Origin of the sequence: Steroidobacter sp. (assembly GCF_016790065.1) — a bacterium.
Taxonomy (GTDB): domain Bacteria; phylum Pseudomonadota; class Gammaproteobacteria; order Steroidobacterales; family Steroidobacteraceae; genus Steroidobacter.
In genome coordinates, this window is sequence record NZ_JAEUPY010000508.1 from 1 (window position 1) to 3,021 (window position 3,021).

The window sequence follows — 3,021 nt, forward strand, 5'->3', positions numbered from 1 at the left end:
TCCATCTTCTAGCAACGCACTCGGAGCGGAGACGTTGGCAACGGCGCCGGCATGATGGCCAACCGTTACCAGAGCGTTCGGCTCACTGAGATCGGCAGCGATGACGCCGCGAGGTCGGTGGTACTTGATGCTACGGGCGACCAACGAGATGCCATTGGCTAGCAAGCCCGACGCAATCGTGTCGCCAGCCTGTGCTGTGAGTCGCCGCCCATCGAACTGAAACTGCAGACGGGTCTGGCCGAGGCGCGAGCCTTGACGGTTTGTCATGAGCGATCGCCTCTGAGCAATGTCACGCTCAGCACCTGCGCGGTGGATGGATTACGTTCGATGATCAGCCACGCCTGGCAGCCGTGCCGGTGTTGCCAATGTTCCATGCTGACGTCGAGGCGATTGACGCGGCCGTACACCTCGTTGAAAGCGTCGGCGCCGGACGGCGCGAGCACGCGTAGGAACTGAAATTCATACGACTCGCGCGGACCACAGAACGGACAGTCGATGAGCATCACTGGCGAACCGGGTAAGGGCCGACGCCACGCTCGTCCAGCAGATGGCCAGTGGCGAAGCGCGACAAGTTGAAAGGCCGAATCAGCTCGGGGGCCGTGTCGGTGGCGACGAAGCGGGCAAAGGCGGCGCCCGAGGCGGGAATCGCTTTGAAGCCGCCGTAACACCAGCCGCCGTTCAGATAGACATTCGGATACTTCACCCGATCCATCAGCGGACTGCCGTCGAGCGTCATGTCGTTGGTGCCGGCCCACTGGCGCAGGATTCTGAGCTCCTTGATACGAGGCAGCACATCGACCGCGCCTTCCACGACATCTTCCAGGCGATGCCACTGGCCTTCACGCGTGTACGACGGGTTGCCATCGAGTAAGCCGCCCATCACCAGTCCGCCGCGATCGGATTGCACCAAGTAGGTCTCGCCGTGCGGTGTGAAACTCACCACCACGGTGTGAAGCAGCGGCTTGATCGGCTCGGTCACCATGGCTTGCAGCAAGTGAGTCTCGATCGGTAGATCGACACCCAGCATCGTGCCGATGGCGCCAGTGTGACCGGCCACAGCGAAGACGATTCGCTCGGCACGAACGGTGCCGCGACTGGTTTCGAGGCTGGTGGCGACGCCGTTCGCAGAATGAACCCCGAGCACTGCGCAGTTCTCGATGATATCGACGCCGAGTGCGGCGGCGGCTCGTGCATAGCCCCAGGCGACGGCATCGTGTCTGACTGAACCGCCGCGTCGCTGTAACAACGCGCCAACGATGGGGAACCGTCGTGGCGCGCTCACATTCAGCTCGGGTGCGAACGTCGCGACACCGTGTTCGTCCAGGATCTCGGCATCGATTCCTAATAGGCGCATGGCGTTGCCGCGTCTCGCGTACTGTGTCATCTCGTCATCAGATGTGGCGAGGTCGAGCACGCCACGAGCGCTGAACATCACGTTGTAGTTCAGCTCGCGAGACAAGCCGTGCCAGCGACGCAGCGAGTCTTCATAGAAATGTTGATTCGCTGGCAGTAAGTAGTTCGAGCGAACAATGGTGGTGTTACGTCCGACGTTGCCGTAGCCGACGATCGAGCGGTCGAGGATCGCGATTCGCTTCAGGCCGTGATCGCGCGCTAGATGGTAGGCAGTGGCGAGTCCGTGACCGCCTGCGCCGACAATGACGACATCGTAGGCTTCGCGAAGCGAGGCTTTGCTCCACATGCGAGGCCACGTACGTGCGCCCCCAAGTTGCGCGCGAAGCAAAGACCAGGCGGAGTAGCGTGTCCCATTACTCATGGGCGCGAGCTTGCAGGCGAGCGTTAAATTCGTCGGTGGCGGGCTGGAGTCTCACCATCAGCCACAATACGGCGCCGAGTATTGCGAACAGCGAGCCGCTGGAGATGGTCGTTTCCCAACCGAAGCGATCGATCATGAAGCCGAACAAGGGGGCGAGCAGGCCCGGCAGATTGCCGCCGGTGTTCATCAGTCCCGTGGCGGTCGCGGTGTGCGGGCCGGCCGCGTAAGTCGATGCTGCCCAGTACGAGCCTTCAGTGAACTGCGTGAAGCCGAAACATAGCGACAGCAGCCCGACGGCTAGATAGGGCGACTGCACGTACAGCCCAGCGATCAACAGAATCGCCACCAGGCTCAAGCCGATGAGCGGTGCGAGCCGACAGCCCCAGCGAGGTCCGAAGCGCCGGCAGGCCCAATCGCAGACCACGCCACCTACGCCCGCCAGCACAGCACCGACGGTGAACGGCAAGAACGACAGCAGGCCGCTTTCCAGGATCGAGAAGTGACGCGCTTCCACCAGATAGGTGAACAGCCACTGTACAAAGATGATGAACACATAGTTCATGCAGAAGTAGGCGCCGGCGAGCAGCACCACGTCGCGCTCGCGCAGTACTTCACGCCATGAGTGAGGACGCAGGTTGGTTTGCAACTGGTCGCGGTTGGCCGCGATTACTTCCAGTTCAGCGGCTGTGATTGCCGGATGTTCCGAGGGTTGGTCGCGGCCGTAGTGCCACCACCACCAGCCCACCAACAGCGCGGTCGGTGCGAGATAGTAGAAGGACTCGCGCCAGCCGAACTTGATGATCAGAAATGCCACCAGCGGTCCGGTCAGCGCCTGGCCGATTGCCAGGCCGGCACTCAACATGGCGTTTGGCAAGCCCCAAGCACCCACCGGAAACCACGTTGCGAGAGAGCCGCCGGACACAGGAAACATCGGCGCCTGCAGAATGCCCATGCCGAAGCGCACCACCATTAGCGAGACCATCACGCCGGTGGCGGACGCGGCGAGCAAGTCGGGCGCGAAGCCCGTCAGCGCCGTCATCAATGCCCAACCCACCGCTGCGATGGCGAGCACGCGTCTTGGGCCATAGACATCGCCGACCACGCCAGCGGGAATCTGAAACAAGGCGTATGAGTAGTTGAACGCCGCCAGAATCCAACCCAACTCGGCGCTGCTGAACTCGAATTCCTCGCGCATGCTCGGCAGCGCGTAGGAGAGGTTGTTGCGTAGGACGTAGTTGATCAGGCTG

4 protein-coding genes are annotated in these 3,021 nt (G+C 62.2%); all 4 read right to left on the minus strand.

Going from position 1 to position 3,021, the window contains the following annotated elements:
- A partial coding sequence (locus JNL55_RS21140) for a 2Fe-2S iron-sulfur cluster-binding protein (RefSeq protein ID WP_293858444.1) occupies positions 1-267 on the minus strand: 267 nt, incomplete at its 3' end.
- The gene (locus tag JNL55_RS21145; RefSeq protein ID WP_293858447.1) at positions 264-503 is read right to left on the minus strand and encodes a sarcosine oxidase subunit delta; all 240 of its coding nucleotides are present in this window, start codon (positions 501-503) and stop codon (positions 264-266) included. The genes JNL55_RS21145 and JNL55_RS21140, both read right to left, overlap by 4 nt.
- A complete protein-coding gene (locus JNL55_RS21150; RefSeq protein ID WP_293858450.1) occupies positions 503-1,774 on the minus strand; it encodes a sarcosine oxidase subunit beta family protein in 1,272 nt (423 codons plus the stop codon). Before JNL55_RS21150 ends, JNL55_RS21145 begins: the two co-directional genes overlap by 1 nt.
- Positions 1,767-3,021: MFS transporter (locus JNL55_RS21155; protein WP_293858453.1), on the minus strand; the 1,255-nt coding region annotated here is incomplete at its 5' end. The genes JNL55_RS21150 and JNL55_RS21155, both read right to left, overlap by 8 nt.

Bases quoted from the DNA above. Each gene is read 5' to 3' on its own strand.
- JNL55_RS21150 (WP_293858450.1), bottom strand. From the start codon at position 1,774: ATGAGTAATGGGACACGCTACTCCGCCTGGTCTTTGCTTCGCGCGCAA.
- JNL55_RS21145 (WP_293858447.1), bottom strand. From the start codon at position 503: ATGCTCATCGACTGTCCGTTCTGTGGTCCGCGCGAGTCGTATGAATTT.